The organism is Carbonatibacter coralli, from assembly GCF_039592655.1.
Lineage (GTDB): Bacteria > Pseudomonadota > Alphaproteobacteria > Kiloniellales > Kiloniellaceae > Carbonatibacter > Carbonatibacter coralli.
The window spans coordinates 150289-167857 of the sequence record NZ_JBBUTJ010000006.1 but is presented as its reverse complement, the minus strand read 5'-3'; the positions used below and the strand labels follow the sequence as shown (position 1 = coordinate 167857).

The 17569-nt window shown below is 54.6% G+C and carries 12 protein-coding genes; 5 read left to right on the top strand and 7 right to left on the bottom strand.

The features are described from left to right. Positions 1 to 211: 211 nt before the first annotated feature. Both AAAH10_RS13900 and AAAH10_RS13895 read left to right on the top strand, forming a co-directional pair. Entirely contained in the window at positions 212 to 2584 is a 2373-nt protein-coding gene (locus AAAH10_RS13900) for a mechanosensitive ion channel family protein (RefSeq protein ID WP_343564594.1), read from the top strand. A 229-nt stretch (positions 2585 to 2813) separates the two neighbouring features. Further along, a complete protein-coding gene (locus AAAH10_RS13895) occupies positions 2814 to 3290 on the top strand; it encodes a hypothetical protein (protein ID WP_343564592.1) in 477 nt (158 codons plus the stop codon). A gap of 6 nt (positions 3291 to 3296) precedes the next feature. Here AAAH10_RS13895 and AAAH10_RS13890 read toward each other — a convergent pair whose 3' ends face one another. From AAAH10_RS13890 to AAAH10_RS13870, 5 genes are all read right to left on the bottom strand, one after another. Further along, positions 3297 to 4808 carry a heme biosynthesis protein HemY gene (locus AAAH10_RS13890; protein ID WP_343564590.1) on the bottom strand — a complete coding sequence of 504 codons (1512 nt, stop codon included), beginning with the start codon at positions 4806 to 4808 and terminating at the stop codon, positions 3297 to 3299. Continuing rightward, entirely contained in the window at positions 4805 to 6367 is a 1563-nt protein-coding gene (locus AAAH10_RS13885) for a carph-isopro domain-containing protein (protein WP_343564587.1), read from the bottom strand. The genes AAAH10_RS13890 and AAAH10_RS13885 overlap by 4 nt, the downstream gene beginning before the upstream one ends. Before the next feature lie 158 nt (positions 6368 to 6525). After that, positions 6526 to 7272, bottom strand: a complete 747-nt coding sequence (locus AAAH10_RS13880; RefSeq protein ID WP_343564585.1) for a uroporphyrinogen-III synthase — start codon at positions 7270 to 7272, stop codon at positions 6526 to 6528. Between the two features lie 2 nt (positions 7273 to 7274). After that, positions 7275 to 8228 carry a hydroxymethylbilane synthase gene (hemC, locus tag AAAH10_RS13875; RefSeq protein ID WP_343564583.1) on the bottom strand — a complete coding sequence of 318 codons (954 nt, stop codon included), beginning with the start codon at positions 8226 to 8228 and terminating at the stop codon, positions 7275 to 7277. 121 nt (positions 8229 to 8349) lie between these two features. Further along, complete coding sequence (locus AAAH10_RS13870; protein ID WP_343564581.1) at positions 8350 to 9213, bottom strand: DMT family transporter; 864 nt, start codon at positions 9211 to 9213, stop codon at positions 8350 to 8352. Between the two features lie 289 nt (positions 9214 to 9502). On the opposite strand from AAAH10_RS13870, the gene tsaD reads away from it, so the two are divergent. The 3 genes from tsaD to AAAH10_RS13855 are packed head-to-tail and all read left to right on the top strand — an operon-like array spanning position 9503 to position 11910. After that, complete coding sequence (tsaD, locus tag AAAH10_RS13865; protein ID WP_343564579.1) at positions 9503 to 10582, top strand: tRNA (adenosine(37)-N6)-threonylcarbamoyltransferase complex transferase subunit TsaD; 1080 nt, start codon at positions 9503 to 9505, stop codon at positions 10580 to 10582. Between the two features lie 2 nt (positions 10583 to 10584). Next, positions 10585 to 11604 carry an NAD(P)H-dependent glycerol-3-phosphate dehydrogenase gene (locus tag AAAH10_RS13860; RefSeq protein WP_343564577.1) on the top strand — a complete coding sequence of 340 codons (1020 nt, stop codon included), beginning with the start codon at positions 10585 to 10587 and terminating at the stop codon, positions 11602 to 11604. An 18-nt stretch (positions 11605 to 11622) separates the two neighbouring features. Then, positions 11623 to 11910, top strand: coding sequence for a YciI family protein (locus tag AAAH10_RS13855; RefSeq protein ID WP_343564575.1), 288 nt, complete (start codon positions 11623 to 11625; stop codon positions 11908 to 11910). Between the two features lie 79 nt (positions 11911 to 11989). On the opposite strand, the gene AAAH10_RS13850 is transcribed toward AAAH10_RS13855, so the two are convergent. Further along, positions 11990 to 14470: a methyl-accepting chemotaxis protein gene (locus tag AAAH10_RS13850; protein ID WP_343564573.1), complete on the bottom strand. Its 2481-nt coding sequence runs from the start codon at positions 14468 to 14470 to the stop codon at positions 11990 to 11992. 1172 nt (positions 14471 to 15642) lie between these two features. Then, entirely contained in the window at positions 15643 to 17280 is a 1638-nt protein-coding gene (locus tag AAAH10_RS13845) for a GMC family oxidoreductase (RefSeq protein WP_343564571.1), read from the bottom strand. Positions 17281 to 17569: the final 289 nt, after the last annotated feature.

The following is a 17569-nucleotide window of genomic DNA, read 5'->3' as shown; positions in this document are numbered from 1 at the left end:
AATCATAAGGCAACAGCGACAGATGCACTTGGTGGAAACAGTTGAGGGCAATGCCTGTCAAACCAACAGAAACCATCCCGAAGAGACGAGGCCTGTGATTTCACGGAAATCTGTCTTCCGTGAATCCGCCTGAACATTCAGTGGAGAAAATCTCCCCTGAAACCCGTGGGAAAGCGCTGTTCTCTCGAATGATACCGCGCAAGGAGAAGAGTTGAGTCACAGTCCCCGATTTATCACCGGCCTCCTGTTCGCACTTCTTGCCGCTCTCGCGATTTTACAACCGCAGCAGGGTTTGGCACAGTCAGATGCGCCAATTGCACAGGACCTGGAACCCCTGCTTCAAAGTGCAAAAGACAAGGGACTGAGCGTCATTATCGTCTCCCCGGAGACGGAAGACAGTGCTGTCCGGAACACAGGACCCGGCTGGGGTGAACAGGCGCTGAAAATACGCTCCGAGTTTTTCAGAATCATTTCGAAAGCCCCACAGCTTGGCACAAGCATCATCAAAACACTTGGGGATGTCAGTCCCGATGGCACCTTCAACTGGCTTGGCATTGCCCTTCTGACAGCAGCCGGTGGCACTGCTGGCGGAACCGCCTGTACCCTGGTCACCCGGAGCTGGAGCCGGCAATACTTCAAAGACCTCTTCAATCCGGCCCCCCGGAACCGGGCCGAGAAAATCTCCTATCTGATGTTCCGGGCCCTGATCATTCTGGTGAATGTTTCGATTATGGCCCTCTTTGCAACTGTCGTGGCGGTGGTCTTCGATTCCGGACACAAGGAAAGCCGTGAAACCATCGGGGTTATCATTGTCGCCTACACATCCTACAGAATTTTCAGACACGTGATTTTCTTTAATCTGATTGCCCCCGATACGCCCTCGCACCGCATGATCAATCTCGATGACAGGGACGCCGACATGATGCAGAGCGACTGGCGTACAATCGCGCCGGTTGTCATCGTCATCTGCGCATTTTTTGTCTGGCTCAAACTGCTGGGTCTGACACCGGATGCCCTGAAGCTTCTGGTAACAGGCTCGCTTCTCCTTTGCGCCCTGATAATCGGTTATGGCCTGCTGAAACACAAAAAGCAGTTCCACGGAATCATTCTGGGTGTGGGCGAACCATCAGCCAAATCACTCTGGCGACGTTTTCTGGCATCCCAATGGCATGTGATCAGCCTCGCCTATCTTGCAACAGCCCTGCTTGTCAGCACCTACAAAATACTGCTGAGCCTGCCAAGCGCCCTTGCCGTTATCGCCGCTCCAATCGTTGCAGTCATTGGCTGTATTGCCCTCTATGCCTTCGCACTGATTTTCATCGATCGTTTCTATACCGCGCGCCAACGCCGGTTTGAAGAACGTGTGCAACTGGCCCATGATCAGAAGAAACGGGAGCTGGAAGCGGAACAGAAGAGCGCTGCAGAAGCCCGGAAAGGCCGGACAGACGATGATGATGACGATGAAGAGATGATCATCAACAAAATGATGTCTGCCAGACAGCTCGAAGACATGCCCGTGTTCAAGCCGGTCTTCAAAACGGTTCTGGAAGAAGGCGTCGGCGTGCTGGTCACCCTTCTGGGCATCGGTTTCGTCATGACAACCTGGGACATCAGTGTCGGAACCGAGGAGCATCACCCGATCACTGCATTTTTCGACACGCTGATGATTATATTTCTGGGATGGATGATGTACCGCTGTGTCGCGGTCTACATTGATCACCAGCTTGAACAGGAAAACAGTGACAACCCCGCAGAAGAAGGCGAACCCGGTGAGGAAATGACCGGAAAAAGTGCCAGTCGTCTGGCAACGCTTCTTCCGCTGGTTCGGAATGTGCTGGTCGTCTCGATCATCGTCCTGTCCCTCATGATCATCCTGTCAAACCTCGGCATTGACGTCGCCCCCCTGTTCGCCGGGGCCGGCGTCATCGGTCTGGCTGTGGGATTCGGCGCACAAACCCTGATCCGGGATATCTTCTCCGGGGGCTTCTTCCTCTTTGATGATGCCTTCCGCAAGGGCGAGTACATCGAGATGGAAAATATCCGCGGCACGGTGGAAAAAATCTCCCTGCGCTCTTTCCAGCTGCGTCATCACAATGGCCCGCTCCACACGGTTCCCTTCGGTGAAATCAAGCAGCTGACCAACTACTCGCGCGACTGGGTCATGATGAAGCTCCCCTTGCGCCTGACCTATGACACGGATGTCGAGCGGGTCCGCAAGCTGATCAAGAAACTGGGGCAGCGATTGCTTGACCATCCGGATGTCGGCGACCTCTTTCTGCAGCCGCTGAAATCCCAGGGCGTCTACCGGATGGAAGACTCTGCCATGATCATCCGCGTGAAGTTCATGACAAAGCCGGGGGACCAGTTCATGACGCGCAAGGTTGTCTATGCCGCGATCCGTGAACTCTTTGAACAGGAAGGCATTCGCTTTGCAAGCAAGGAAGTCACGGTCCGCCTTGCCGATGAATCCGCAAGCGATCTGAGCACGCAGCAAAAACACTCCATCGCAGCCTCCGCCGCACGTTCAGCAGCAGACGACGAAGCAGCCACTGCAACGGAGCGACCCTCTGATGATGGTCCCTGACAGCAGCAGACCACACTGAAAATGCAGCCCGGGAAAATGCAAGCCGGTTCAGAAGACCAAAAGATCTCTGGCAGTCTTTTCCAGCAGAACTGAAATCATACTGTAACAGCCAAATAAAAAAATAAGCCTGCTGTTTAATTCCGGCAGCACAAAAATTCCTGAATAATCAATACCTTGCGCACAGCCTCCCTTGCCCGGCGCAAAGGCAATCCGAATGAGGAGAAAACCAGTGAAAAAACTGTTCGCGCTTTTCAGTATGACTGCCCTTTTGTCACTTGTTCAGCTTTCATCGGCTCATGCAGAGGACAAGCTGGACGAAACCCTTGATGATTTTATTGAGGCAATTGTCGCTTTGGACAACGAGGCCTTCTATGACGTCTTTCTCGAATCTTTCACCACTGATCCAAGGTTAACCCCTGAGGATATCGAGAAAGCCGATATGAGAGCGCAGCTTGATAACATCATGAGTCAGAGAGAGTTCTACGGAAACATTCTCTCTCAAGGAATTATCAGAAAGAAGCAGTGCAAAGACAAGATCGCCAGCGTGATCTGGCTGGCCTTTGCAGATCAGGGTCAATTTTTCTTTTCATTCAACTTCTTCAATGTGGACGGGGACTGGTCCATTGCAACAATCGACATTGAAGGACGAGGCGGTTTCGAAGACCTCCTGAACGCGCTGGAAGAAAACAGTCGGGATTTTTGCTGAGAGCCCTCAGGCTCCCAGCTTGCGAACCGCTTCCTCGGCGGCCAGGGCTGTCCGGGCCTTGTCTTTCTCCGCTCCGTCTGTCACTGCAGGCAGAGAGCTCGCCGGTGCCACATCCTTTTCCGTGGGCACAGGCGCAGACACAGGAACCGCTGCCCTGATTTCCGGATCCTGCGAAGGTTGTTCCTTCCCGTGGAAGTCCACCGCGCCCGGTTCAGCCTGGGTTTGCCAGGCCGGACGGGACCAGCTGAGACCGTCAAGCTGGTTACAATGTCCACAGTGAGCGGTCCAGTGATCGGCCGCACCACCACAGTTGCTGCACACCCAGGCCATGGGAACCTGCGCGGTTTCAGAACGCTGCAGCCATTCTGCAGCCCTGGCTGTATTCCCGTGTTCTCCCTGTTCAAGCTGGGCCATCAACTGACACACAGTCCGGCTTGGTTTTTCTTCGGCAATGGCGTCCAGATGACGGCGTGCTGCACCCCAAAGGCGGGCCTTGAGGTTCGCGCGGGCCATGACAATATGGCTTTCACGGTGATCTGCCTTGCTGTCGACCAGCAGGGCCAGTTCCCTGACCTGCCTGACAGGGTCCTGCTCGTCACAGGACAGCAGGAAAGCTGTCGCCAGATCCCTGTGAGGTTCTGAAGCCCAGGCCTTTTTGAGGACCTTTCTTGCATCGCGCTTGTTACCGGCCTGAATCAGGGCTTCAACATAGACTGTGACCACAGGAACGAGCGACGGCACCAGCTTGTAGGCCGCTTTTGCAGCTGCAAGAGCTTCGCCCACCTTGCCTTCTTCCAGCAGCTTGACCGCCTGTTCACGCTTGAGGATTGCCCGTTTTCGTTCGGCATCACTGCGTGGCACAGCCCCGCTTTTTGTCGCGCGCAGCAGGGCCGTCTCGGCAGTGGAGAGGTCCCCAACCTGCTCGGACAGGGCAAAGAGTGTTTCAGAAACCCAGGGTGTTTTGGGGCTGATGGCCTGGGCCTGACGTGCCAGAGCCAGAGCCGTGTCAACATCGCCGCGCTTCTGTGCCTGATTCATCAGACCCCGGATACCCAGCAGGGCCATTTCCGGAACCGCCATCATCTCTTCATAGGCTCTGGTTGCTGTCGCTTCATCATTTGACAACTGTGCAGACTGCGCTGTCAGCAAGAGTGTCAGGGACGCTTCATCACTCAGCAGGTTTCTGGCCTTGTCAGCCTGACGGCGCGCCAGTGCGGCATCCCCTGCTGCAACCGCTGTCATTCCCTGCATCAGGGCATGATAGCCTGCACTGCGCTTGCGTTCCCTGCGCGAGCGCCCCCAAAGGCCGGGCAAGCCCAGAACGGAGCGCCAGAAGCGATAGAGCAGGGCGACCACCACCAGCAGGGCAAGAACCATCAGAATGACGATTCCAACAGATGTTTCAATACGATACCCCAACCATTCAACAGAAACGATACCGGGCCGGTTCGCAATCCAGACAGCCGTGATCACCACCACGGCCAGCTTCAGGAAATAAAGGAAGGACTTGTGAATCATTGTGCAGTCCCCCCACTTTCAAGAACGGCCCCTTGCTCGGTCACACCCGCCAGCAGCGATGTCAGCTGTCTCAGGGTTTCCGCCGCCTGCAAGCGCTGATCGGCGCGAACCAGCCACTCATCTGCGGCAGAAAGCGTCGGTCCCTGCAGTTGTCTCAGCTCGCGGACTGCACCGGCCAGATCATCTTCGCTCAACAGTTCCTCTGCACGCCAGAGCACAGCAGAAACCTGCTGTCCGTCCTGAGGCCCGGTTTCACGAACGGACACCAGATTTGTCACCCGTCCAACCGCCTTTTCAATCCAGCCCTCTGCAGCATCAATCTTGTCGGCAGAAACAACAGCGCGCGCCACGGCCGGAAAATCCGTCTTCAAGCCGGTCAGGGACGGCAATCCCGTTGATGCGATCCCGTTCAGAGGCTCAAGGGTCATCAGAACCGTATCACGCCCCTGTGCAACATTCCGCACCAGATCCAGCTCCCTGACGAAGGGAGCAGAACCTCTCAGCGCATCACGCAGTTGCAGAATGGAAAGAGCCAGATAAACATCCTGACCACCCGGTGCTGTCACCGGAGATGCTGTCCCCACGGGCTGGTTGGCCACCTGATCCCGCAGGGAGGAGATCTCGCCCTGCAGACGGCCAATCTCGCTTTCAAGACCTGTCACATCTGCCGAAACAGCCGGGGCGGAAGCCGTGCCATCACCAGCCGGGCGTCTTTCCAGACGATCCAGCCGCCGCGCCTGATTGCGAAGCTGCGTTTCAAGCGAGGACAGATCTGTCGAACCGCCCGACGACGGAGAGGATGAACCGGAAGCCCCGAGATCGCGAAGCTGTGCAAACAGACGATTGTAATCCTGCCTGAGGGTGCGCACATCACTTTCCAGCTTCCCGGAGTTTGCAGCAGAGGATTGCTGTCCGTAAACAACGTCTTCAAGACTGCTCAGGCGCTGATCAACATCGCTCAGCGCAAGCTGTGACACACCGCCCGCAGCAATGGGAAGCTTTTCAACCAGCGGCAACCAGTGACCACGGAAATAGACGACAGCCCCCAGGGCCACAACGGTCAGACCAGCCCCCAGAAGCGCACTTCTGAACAGACTGCTTCCCTTTTTGACCGGTTTTGCCTCCACGGCGACCTTGTCCTTGTCGGAAACAGCTTCCTGCCTTTCATCCTTTTTCACAGGTTCCGTCTTTTTGTCAGTCTGACTTTGGACAACCTTGTCCTTGCTGCCTGCTGTCGGGATCGCGCTTTTCCCCGAAGGAGCTGCCTTGTCATCCTCTTTTTGAGGGTCCTGCGTTCCTTCGCCCTGCAGGCTGTCACTGGCGCGAACTCTGGCAACGTCAAGAGTGATGGACTTGTCTGCCGCAGCTTTCAGGATTTCCTCGTGCCGGGCAGCCGGAATGGAATCCCGCTCCTTCCAGCCCTGCACCGTACTGACCGCAACTCCCAGTGCCTTGGCCAATGGCCTCAGGCCACCAAAGGCATTGATGATTTCCTGAGTTGGGCTTTCAGAGTTCTGAGAATTGTCCCGGGACGGTGTTTCTTTTTTCCTATCGGTCACGTTTGTGCCCTTCATTCCCTGTCAGTGTTTCGGCAAACAAGACAATTTAAACTGAAAATTGCTGTTATCTCTGTTCACTATGCGCCAGATAACCATCAAAATCCAGTCACGAAAGCGCAAACGTACGTACAGCAGTACAGATAGGGGCAAACCCGGCTTTATAAAGGGGAAAGACGCTTTTTCATCAAAGACAGGAGCGACAGGCGTTCAGGCTTTTCCGACGTGAGCACCTGCAAGGCAGGGTTTTCCCCCAGTGCTTCACATACAGCAGGGCTCAGACAAAAGGCAGGCAACCCCTCCAGATGGTCTTCAAGCCCGGCTCGCGCGACAAGCTCCATAAAGGTTCGTGCCGATCTGGGAGAAAAGAATGAAAGAGACCCGATTTTGCCGTCTTTCAGCAACTGGCCTGTCCCGGGCTTCAGGGTATCAGCCTTGCGGGCCTCGTAAAGAACCTCTTTCCGGTAATCAAAACCACGTTCTTCGAGTTCCTGTCCCAGCTCACCTGCCAGAACAGAGGCCGCAGGATGGAAAAGGACACCATCTCCGGTCCTGATCCTGTCCTGAACAAGACGAACAAGGCTGCCAATATCACCGCTTGCGGAGAAAACCTGCGCAAAACCGGCAAGCTCTGCCTGACGGGCCGTTGAATCACCGACAGCCAGAACGGTCAGGTCCCGTCGGCTGCTGCTCTGCGCAAAGGCCCTGACACCATTTGCAGAGGTCATCAGAAGCGCCTGCACATCATCCAGCCGCAGAGCCGCCTCCGGCTTCAGAAACACCAGATTGAAAACAGGATCGTGTTGCGTTTGCAGGCCAAGTGCTTCCACCTCGGAACGAAAGGGTTCCAGATCGGCATCAGGACGTGTGATCAAATGATACAAACGCTTCTCCCAGTCAGCGGGCACGGTCAGTGTCCGGCCTGTTCCTGAATCATTCTGAAGAAATCCTCACCGGCCTGGGCTTTCAGGTCGCGGCCAGCGTCCTGCCCCATCAACACAGCCTCCTGAACAGAACCCTTGCGCTCTGTTCTGAAAATTTCACTGCCATCGGGCGCAGCAAGCAGACAACGCAGGTGCAACTGCTCCCCGTCCAGCTCGGCCAGTGCCGCAATCGGTGTGCGGCAGGAGCCATCAAGCTCGGCAAGGCAGGCACGTTCTGCAGAAATCCGCTGGGCCGTCGGGCGATGATCAATCGCATCGACAAGCGCTCTGACACGGTCATTGTCACTCCGGATTTCCAGCCCGACAGCCCCCTGAGCCGGGGCCGGCAGCATTTCCTCTGTGCTCAGAGCCGCCGTGATCAGATCACTCTTGCCAAGGCGGTTCAGCCCTGCAACAGCCAGAAGCGTTGCATCCACCTGACCTTCTTCCAGCTTGCGCAGTCTTGTCTGTACAGAACCGCGGAAGGTGATGACCTCCAGATCGGGACGGAACGCCTTGATCTGGGCCTGTCTGCGCAGGGAGGCAGAACCAACAACAGCCCCCCGGGGCAGGTCGGCAAGCGAGGTTGCCCTGTTTGAAAAGAAAGCATCCCGCGGATCTTCCCGCTCCAGAACGGTGCTGATTTCCAGACCGTCCGGCAACCAGGTCGGAACATCCTTCATCGAGTGAACAGCGATATCAATCGAGCCATCCTGCAGACCGTCCTCGATCTCCTTGGTAAAGAGGCCCTTGCCACCAATTGCAGACAGCGCCCGGTCCTGAATCATGTCGCCTGTTGTCTGAATCACAACAACCTCTATTGCACCTTCACCGGAAAGCTCCGGATGTGCTTCTGCCAGAAGGCGACGCGTTTCATACGCCTGTGCCAGAGCCAGCGGGCTGCCACGTGTTCCAAGGCGAAGAAGGGGGGTATCTGCCATGTAATCCTCAGTCTCTTTTCAGGACCTTGCTCCAGACGCAAAAGCCCCGTTTTGTTGCTTGCCTGCACCATACTCCGGCCTGCCGGACAGGGCAAGGCGACAGAAACGCACAAGAACAGGGCTAGATACTGAGAATACCTGCAATCCCGGCCGCCATGACAAGCGATGCCAGAAAACGCCTCAGAATGGCACCTTCCCTGAAGTACAGCCCCCCGATCAGGACCGAGACAGGAATGGAAGCCTGTCGCAGGGTTGAAACCAGCGCCACATCCGCTCCCTGTGCAAAGGTGTAGAGAATCATCTGGTAGGACCCGAACCCGAGAGCACCGATCAGCAGGGCAAAGGGCAGATGATGCCTGAGAATCTTGCTGACATTCCGGGTCGTCTGGAAGGATCTGTCAATAAAGGTGAAAAAGACCAGCATCAGGACCGCGTTGATTCCGTCCACCCAGGCCATGGTCACTGAAGCCGGAATGCGCTGGACCATCTCTGCATCAGCCAGGGAATAGAAGCCGGTGCCGAAAAGCGCCAGAATGGCCATTCCCAGAATGCGTGGATTTTCCAGAAGATTCTTGCCCCTGCGGTACTGCAGAATCACGCCACCCAACAGAACCATGCCGATAAAGAGCAGGCTCATCAGACTGTAGGACGCAGAAAAGAACAGAACAGACGCCAGAACAACAACCAGAGGTGTCGAACGCACAATGGGATAAAAGGCCGACAGATCACCGTGCCGCAGGACGTAGATCAAACCGATTCCATAAAAGAACTGCCCACAGAGGGACCACAGGGCATAGGGCCAGACATCAAGGATCTGCATGAAATCATGCCCGTGCCAGAGCGCTGTCAGAAAGGCAAAGAAGCTCAGGCCCATGGTAAAGACAATGTAATAGGAGCGCTGATTGTCCCGCCCCTTGATCAGGGCATTCCAAAGCGGGTGCAAAACAGCAGAAGTCAGCACGATAAGAGCCAGCGTCGTATCCATCAGGCCTCCAAACACTCACAGCCTGATTCAAGCCGGTCACAGGCTTTGCTTCTCAGCGCATTCAAGAGTCGGTTTTCAATAAAATGCAGCGGTTTTTTACAATTTTGTTGCACTTTTGTTTCAACAAAAACTGATACAGTCCTCTGTCTTTTTATCAAGCTGAATCTTTGCCTTTTGCACAGGAAGGGCTATATCGGTATCAATACTGTCATTTGTTGCATCAAACCGGATGAAAAGACCGCCCCGGAACCTGCCCTCTTCATGGAATCCGGAGTCTCAAGGAAACCTCATGATCGTTCTAGGCATCGAGACAAGCTGTGATGAAACTGCTGCGGCTGTTGTCGACAGCGAACACAGAATTCTGGCCAACAAGGTCCTGTCACAGCTCGACGAACACCGCCCCTATGGCGGCGTGGTTCCCGAGATCGCTGCCAGAAGCCACATGGAACATCTGGATCGCCTGATCCGTGAAGCACTGGAAGAGGCCGAACTGACCTTTGCCGATCTTGACGGAATTGCCGCAACATCCGGACCGGGGCTGATCGGTGGTGTTTTCGTGGGCATGATGACAGCCAAATCCATTGCTGCGGCGCGCAAACTGCCCTTTATCGCCGTCAACCATCTTGAAGGTCATGCGCTCACAGCACGACTGACCGAAGGCGCAGAAGCAGCAGCCTTCCCCTACCTTCTGCTCCTGGTGTCCGGCGGACACTGCCAGCTGCTCTCGGTCGAGGGCGTTGGTCGCTACAAAAAGCTGGGCAGCACCATCGACGATGCCGTTGGGGAAGCCTTCGACAAAACAGCCAAGATGATGGGACTGCCCTACCCCGGCGGCCCTCATCTGGAGCGCTGTGCCCGCAATGGAGATCCCAAACGCTTTGATCTGCCCCGCCCCATGAAGGGTCGGCCGGGATGCGATTTTTCCTTCTCCGGCCTTAAAACAGCGGTCCGCAACAAGATCGAAGGTCTGATTGGCAGGGATGCCGACCCAGCCCTGCTGAGCGATCAGGATCGCTCAGATCTCGCGGCATCCTTTCAGGCAGCCGTTGGTGATGTTCTTCTGGATCGCTGCAAAAAGGCAATGGATCTTTTTGAAAGCGAGTTTGGGCAGTGTGGCCCGCTGGTCGTTGCTGGCGGTGTTGCCGCCAATATCGCCCTGAGAGAAAAGCTGACAGCCCTCTGCACAAGCCGGAAAACCGAACTGCTCGCCCCACCTGTTGCACTCTGTACAGACAATGGTGCCATGATTGCCTGGGCTGGCCTCGAGCGTCTGCGTCTGGGCCTGAGTGATGACTTCGCAACGCCGGCCCGACCACGCTGGCCTCTTGACCAGCTCAAGGGCGCCACCGAAAGCGACAGGGCATCATGACCATGCAGAACCCGCCTTTCAAAATCGCTGTGCTGGGTGCCGGTGCCTGGGGAACGGCTCTGGCCATCCAGTCTGCACGCCAGGGCAACGAGACACTGCTGTGGTGCCGAAAGCCGGAACAGGCCGAAGCCATGGCCCGCGAAAGGGAAAACACCCGCTATCTCAAAGGCGTTGCCTTTCCCGAAAAACTGAAAGCCACCTGCGAGCTGTCTGATCTGTCCGGTTGCAACAGCCTGATCCTCGCTGTTCCGGCACAGCACCTGCGGTCCATATTGCTTCAGGCCCTGCCTCTTCTCCCGAAAGCTGTGCCACTGGTGCTTTGTACCAAGGGTGTGGAGATCAGCAGCGGCCTGCTGATGACGGAAATGATCCGGGAGATTGCACCCTCCCACCCTGTCTGTGTGCTTTCGGGACCAACCTTTGCAATCGAAGTGGCAAAAGGCCTGCCGACCGCCGTCACCTTTGCTGCGGATGACCGGGAATGGGCCGGACGCTTTATTGACACTTTCTCCTCAAAATCCTTCAGAATGTATTATACAGATGACATTCAGGGATCAGAGATCGGAGGAGCCGTCAAAAATGTTATCGCCATTGCCTGCGGCATTGTCGAGGGACGGCAGCTTGGCGACAATGCCAGGGCAGCTTTGATTTCCCGTGGACTTTCAGAGATGATCCGTCTCGGTCTGGCCTGTGGAGGCCGCGCAGAGACCCTGATGGGCCTGTCCGGTCTTGGCGATCTGACGCTGACCTGTACGGCCAGACAGTCACGGAACTACGCGCTGGGATTTGCCCTGGGGCAGGGGCAGTCCCTTCAGGAACACCTCAACAGCCGCAACACTGTTGCCGAAGGCGTCTCCTCCGCAGAGTCAGTCACGGCCCTTGCGCAAAAGCTGCAGCTGGACATGCCGATCTGCCAGGCCGTTCATAAAGTCTTGCATCGGAACGAACCGCTGGACACAGTGATCAGCGAATTGCTCAACCGCCCGCAACGGGCAGAACCCTTTCTTGCTTCAACAGCATAAACAGACAGGATCTTTTCTATGAAGTTTGCTTTCTATTGCGTCGATAAACCGGGTCACACCCATGTTCGCGCTGAAAACCGCGAGGCACACCTGGAATACGCCAAAGGCGTCAATGACAGAATGCTCTGTGGCGGCCCGCTGCTGTCCGATGACGGGGAACAGATGGTCGGCTCACTGCTCGTAATCGACTTTGACAGTCTGGAAGCTGCGCAGGAATGGGCCAAAAACGATCCCTATGCCAAGGCTGGCCTGTTCGAGTCCGTCCGCATCAGCCCGTGGAAACACGTTTTGCCGCTGCAGGGCTGACAGTTTCTGCAAGACCTGACAGAAAAGCCCTGCTCCGATCTTTCGAAGCAGGGCTTTTTCCGTCACAGGCCTTCAGGTCTCATGCAACCTCTTCCAGACGGGCCGGATGACCCAGTCTTGTCAGAATGTCTTGCAATTTCTCTTCATTCATCTCGAACTGATCCACGGCAAAGCCCTTGTCATCCAGACGGATCACAGCACCTTGCAGCTCGCAGCCTTCCATAAAGCGGAAAGTCACGTATTCCCCGATGCTGAGCTTCTCATGCAGACACTGACCATCAGCACAGCGGACAACAATCCGCGCACCACTTTTCGAGAGGTCCATCAACTCGACAGAGTATTCCGAACCCTCATGAATCACAGTGATGTTCATACCATTGGCAGGATAGCGATCATCGGCTCTCCTGTTGCCAGCCTTCGACTGACGCAGGGTTTGCAGATACTCGCGCACCTTGGTTTGCAGTTCCTTGCTGGAAGCCGCCAGTTCCTGAACACATCCCAGCGAGCTGCGTGTCATGGTTCCCGCCTTCTGGGACGAGTTCGAGATATCCAGGATTTCCTCTGACATCGAGTTTGAATCAGATGCGACTTCCTGAACGTTCGAGGCAATCTCCCGCGTGGCAGAATCCTGCTGTTCAACGGATTGCGTGATGGCTTCCGTCACTTCCCCGACAGAGGAAACCGCTGTGGAAATCTTTGTGATCGCCTTGCTGGCCTGGGTTGTGGCCTCCCGGATTTCGCCAATCTGGCTGGAAATCTGCTCGGTCGCCTTCGCCGTCTGGTTCGCCAGTGCCTTTACTTCACTGGCAACAACAGCGAAGCCCTTGCCGGCCTCACCCGCACGCGCAGCCTCAATGGTGGCATTGAGCGCCAGCAGGTTCGTCTGTGCTGCAATGTTTTCAATCAGACTGATGATTTCACCAATCTGGTCTGCCGCTTCCAGCAGGCCTTCAACCTGCTGGGACGACTCATTCGCTTCGCTTACAGCCTCGGCCGTGACCTTGGACGCCTGAACAGCCTGATTGTTGATTTCCTGAATGGAAGCCGCCAGCTCTTCAGTTGCAGAAGCAATGGTCTGCATCTTGCCATTCACTTCCTCGGAGCGGCCCCGCGCTGTTTGTGACAGGCGGTTCGACTGCTCGGCATCATCCGCGAGCTCTGCCAGACTGTCATTCACAGTGCTGGTCTGTCCCTGAACACCTTCAACAACGCTCAGGACAGAGCTTTCCAGAAGGTCAGCCATCTCGAGCGACTGTTTGCGCTGCTGCTCCAGTGAAAGCTTCTGTTCTTCTGCACGTTCAGCAGCCACCCGGACATTTTCTGCGATGTTCTCCTTGAAGACCTGGGCGGCCTGCGCCATTTCGCCAACCTCGTCGCGACGATCCAGCCCCTCGATATTCGTTTCCAGTTTGCCTTCTGCCAGAGACGTCAGAGCACTGGTCATCCTGGTGATCGGCACGGTCAGGGTTCTCGAGGCCAGGTAGGTGATCACAAGGCTCAGGATCAGCATGACCACAACCAGCATGGCAATGTCCCGAATCACTGTGTTCAGAGGTTCAAAAACCTCGTGAGATGCCAGTTCCACAACCAGGACCCAACGCGTTCCCAGAAAATCAACGGGCATGAACCCTGCAACAGTTTCATAGCCGGTGTAGCTCTGGTTGGTGATAATGCTTTCCTCACCGGCCAGTCCTCTTTCAACAGAATCTGTTTCAATCACCTGGGTCAGAATGGAGTTCTCATCAAAGCGTGATGCACTGCGCATCAGATGGTCTGTGCCCACCAGATAGCTCTCACCCAGTTCTCCCATGCCCGCATACTGAGCCAGATGCTTGTTGATCCGGGCAATAGGCATCTGGAAAGCCAGAACACCAAGGTTCTTGCCGTTTGCATCGACAATCTTGCGTGCCACAAAGGCAGCCGGAGCCCCGTTGCTGGGCGCATAGGGCCTGTAATCATCAAAGGTCAGCTTGTCGGGATCGTTCACAACCGATGCGCCGGTGAAAACAGCTGCAAGCCCGCTGTCCTTGTAGGGACCCGTCACAAAATTCTGGGCGTAATCCAGCTCCTTGAAAACGGAATAGACAAGATCACCATTCGGATTGAAGAAGAAAATATCGTAATAGCCCCGCTTGACGAGCAGCTCCCGGAACCAGGGGTGATACTGGGCATGAACCGCGTTGTACATCAGATCACCTGGTGCCTGGTTCAACTTGTCCTTTTCACCCGTCGGGTTCGGATTGTCCTCGATATAAAGCTTGTGGAGCGTCTCAATCCTGTTGCCCGGAACATATTCCCACGCTTCGTCAAAAGCCTCGAAGGCCGCAATGGTGTTGGGATTGTCTGCGACAAGGATCAATTCCTGCTTGATTGTATCCAGGTCTGTGTGAAGGGCATCATATCGGCTCTCAAGAATTGCTTCCAGCTCGTGCTTTACTTCGTACTCCAAAGAAATCTTTGTTTCGTAGTAAGACAGGATGCCTTCTGTAACCGCCACAAATGCAATCATTAAGCCGACAAAGATATTGAGTTTAAGACCAATCTTCATGTTCTTGATCATGTCAATTCCGCCTGCAAAATTAATTAAACTATCACAACTATAAATTTATTCGCCTTAAGCAATAGTTAATCAAGAGTTCAGACCAAAAGGGCAATAAAATTACTGAAGATATTCGAATACAAAGGCACTCGGACCACAAAAGGAAAACCGGCAACTTTACCGGAATTGACGGCACTTGTATTTCATCTGAAAAGGGGGGAGGTTTTACAACAAACAAGGGATTGATCTTGTTTCACCGGGGGAGCGGTGAATGAAAGCTCCCGGAAAGATCATGCCCTTGCAGAAAACGGACAGGTTTTGCTGACCCGGCGTGAAATTCGCCTCTTGCAGCAGGAGAAACAGAAACCGGATGCCTTGTGCTGACCGCATACGCCACGATCATGTCATATCCCGGTTTTTGAACTGCCTTCGCCTTTTTCGCCCTTGATTTGCGAGACGGGGCAGAGGAAATACACTTCAGACAAAACGGGGCAAGGTACTGAGGGGCTGTCATTCGGTCATCAAACCATCAGACAGGACAAGTTGCAGTGACCCGGTTTTCTGAAGCAGAATGCTTCAAAATGTCTGTTCCGATAAGAGCCTGCCGGAGATCCAGTTCCGGCAACCCGGCAAATCGCAGGAAGGAACCTGCTTCTGCTTCAGCCTTTATCAGGGAACAAGCTGAAGCACTCAGCTGGAAGACACACCTTCAAAAGCAACAATTGACAAAATCAGGGCTGTGCCCCAGCTCAGGAAGGCTTCAAACGTGCTTGCGTTTTCACCGGAGAACAGAATTTCGAACATTTCCATAACATTAATCCTTCATGATTTTCAAAGAGTTAATCAGATCGGCGACCTGATGACTTCATCATGGATGTTCGAAAAAACAGTCTCAACGTTTATCGTTTCAATATTATCTAAAATCCGGTTTTCATTTTAATTTCCTGTTAATTAAAATAGAATCAATTTTGTTTTTATTTGTATATTTCAGTTACAACAAATTTTATCTTTATAAAAAAATTTTTGTTTTGTTCTTGTCACGTCAAAAGAATCCGGAAATTCCCGTAAAAACAGATCTCAAATCATCCGTTTTACAGAGAAAACCCACCTGTCAAATGCCCGTCAAAGACACTCGAACATGTTTTTTTCAGAGCGATTCAGGCCCTGGACAGAAAGATCACCCAGAAAGCCGATCAGCGATCCTCGAGGATCATATCCGCGGCTTTCTCCCCTATCATGATGGTTGGCGCATTGGTGTTTCCGGAAACGAGGGCCGGCATGATGGACGCATCCACAACACGCAGTCCGTCCACTCCATAGACACGCAAACGCTCATCCACAACGGCTTCCGGGTCTTCCGCAGGCCCCATCTTGCAGGTTCCGGCAGGGTGATAGATTGACTGCGCCAGCGCCTTTCCCGCATCCAGCAGCTGCTCGTCGGTTGCAGCCTGCGGGCCGGGGCGCAGCTCTTCGGCAATCAGGGGAGCAAGGGTCGCACTTTCAGCAAAGCGCCGGGACCATTTCATTCCGGCCACAACAGATTCCTGATCTGCTGCTGCTGAAAGGTAGTTCGCGTGAATCGCAGGGTGATCCAGCGGATCAGGCGATCTCAGGCGAATCTCCCCCCTGCTTTCGGGGCGCAGCTGACAGGTTGAAGAGGTAAAGGCGGAAAAGGGATGGAATCCCTCACCGGGGGAATCTGCACTTAAAGGCTGCATATGGAACTGCAGATCGGGGATTTTCAGTGCTTCATCGGAACGGCAGAAAACGCAGACCTGACTGGCGGCCAGCGTCAGGGGTCCCTTGCGCCGCAACATATAATCCAGACCGGCCATCATCTTGCTCCAGGGCGAAGCCAGATGATCGTTCAGGGAAATGGGCTGGTTGATTCTGAAAATCATGCGGATCTGCAAGTGATCCTGCAGATTTTTCCCCACTCCCTTCAAGGCGTGGACAAGGGGAATACCCTTGTCCTGCAGCTCGTCGGCAGCTCCGATCCCAGAGAGCATCATCAACTGTGGCGAATTGATCGCTCCGGCAGAGAGGATCACTTCCCCAGCAGCCCTGAAAAAACGTTCCTGCCCCTGGACCGTGGCATGAAGACCGGTCACTTTCCTGTCTTCAAAGAGAATTCTCTGAACCTGCGCTCCTGTCAGAACTGTCAGGTTCCGGCGCTGTTTGACCGATTTCAGGTAAGCAACTGCAGCAGAACAGCGCCGCCCGTTTCGGGTCGTAAGCTGGAAATAGCCCGCCCCCTCCTGATCGGCTCCGTTGAAGTCCGATTTGACCGGCAGTCCCAACTCGTCGGCGGCCTTGATAAAACGGTCACTCAGATCCGTCTTGAACACCGCGTCCTCCACATTGAGAGGCCCGCCCTGGCCATGGAAGTCATCCGCACCGTGCTGCTGGTTTTCCGAGCGCATGAAATAGGGCAGCACCTCCTCATAGGACCATCCCCTGTTGCCCAGTGCATACCAGTTGTCATAGTCAAAGCGGTTGCCACGGATATACAGCAGCCCGTTAATGGAACTGCTCCCCCCGAGCGTCTTGCCTCTCGGCCACTTGATCGAACGGCCGTTCAGCCCCGGATCACTCTCCGTCTGATAACACCAGTCCCATTTCGGGTTGTTGATCGTTTTGAAATAGCCGACCGGAATGTGAATCCAGGGATACCAGTCCCGGTCTCCTGCTTCCAGAAGCAGCACGCGAATACCGGGATCAGCCGAAAGCCGATTGGCCAGAACACACCCCGCCGAACCCGCTCCCACGATAATATAATCGAAGGTTTCTGCGTCCCTGAGCTGTTCCGGTTGACTGTCCCTGTTCGACATCTGCTTTGTTCCTGCCCCCTGAGGGTCTGCTTGCTGCTACCACAGGGCCGTATCATGGAAGGTCGGCTTCCTGTGGAAAGACCGAGCAGCCAAAGGCCCTTAAAATAGGCTTAATTGATAAATAATGAGATTTCAAGTCTCATTATTTATCTTGCAAAAAGATTGCTTTTGTATTTAATGAGACGATAAGTATCAATAAAATAAAATCGGTTAATGGGAGGCATACAATGAAGATATCCAACAAGATCAACAACATATCACGCAGGGATCTGTTCAGACTCGCAGGTCA